Origin of the sequence: Gluconacetobacter aggeris, from assembly GCF_014174395.1 — a bacterium.
Classification (GTDB): Bacteria; Pseudomonadota; Alphaproteobacteria; order Acetobacterales; family Acetobacteraceae; genus Gluconacetobacter; species Gluconacetobacter aggeris.
The window spans coordinates 1-902 of record NZ_JABEQD010000052.1; the positions used below are offsets into that span (position 1 = coordinate 1).

Sequence of the window (902 nt, forward strand, 5' to 3'; positions counted from 1 at the left end):
ATGCCTCTTTTGCGTACCCTGATCCGTGTGGTCCTGACCCTGAGCGTCGTTGTGCTGGCGATCGTTCTGGGGGTGACCCTTTGGGACACGTATATGATTGCCCCATGGACGCGCGACGGGCGCGTGCGGGTGTATGTGGTGGACGTGGCGCCTGAAGTTCCGGGCACGGTGGTGCAGGTTCCGGTGGTGGACAACCAGTTCGTGCACAAGGGCGATCCGCTGTTCGTGCTGGACCCGGTGCGCTTCCGCCTGGCGATCCGCGAGGCGCAGGCGCGGCTGGACGGGGCGGAGGAAGAGCTGAAGCTGAAGCGCAGCGACGCGAAGCGCCGCATGGGGCTGGGCGGCATCGTGTCGGCGGAAGAACAGGAAGTCTTCAACTCCAACGTGGCGACGCAGGTGGCGGCGGTGGATGCGGCCCGGTCGGCGCTGGACCTGGCGAAGCTGAACCTGCAGCGCTCGGTGCTGTATTCGCCGGTCAACGGCTATGTGACCAACCTGAACCTGCGTGTGGGCGACTATCTGACGGCGGGCCAGCCGCGGCTGGCGGTGATCGATGCCGATTCCTACTGGGTGAACGGGTATTTCGAGGAAACCAAGATGTGGGGCGTGCATGTCGGCGACGTCGCCCGCGTCAAGCTGATGGGCTACAAGCAGATCATCCCCGGCCATGTCGTCTCGATCGCGCGCGGCATCAACGACCAGAACGGCAATCCGGACCGGCTGGGGCTGCAGGACGTCAATCCGATCTTCACCTGGGTGCGCCTGGCGCAGCGCATTCCGGTGCGCATCCATCTGGACCATGTGCCCGACAGCGTGACGCTGGCGGCGGGCATGACCTGCACGGTGAGCGTCGGCCCGCAATCGCGCAGCCAGAAGGGGCATCTCACCACCTGGCTGCAAGA

The 902-nt window shown here is 65.5% G+C and carries 1 protein-coding gene; it reads left to right on the plus strand.

The annotated features are described in order from the left end of the window. Positions 1 to 902: HlyD family efflux transporter periplasmic adaptor subunit (locus HLH36_RS19500; protein ID WP_182987930.1), on the plus strand; the 902-nt coding region annotated here is incomplete at its 3' end.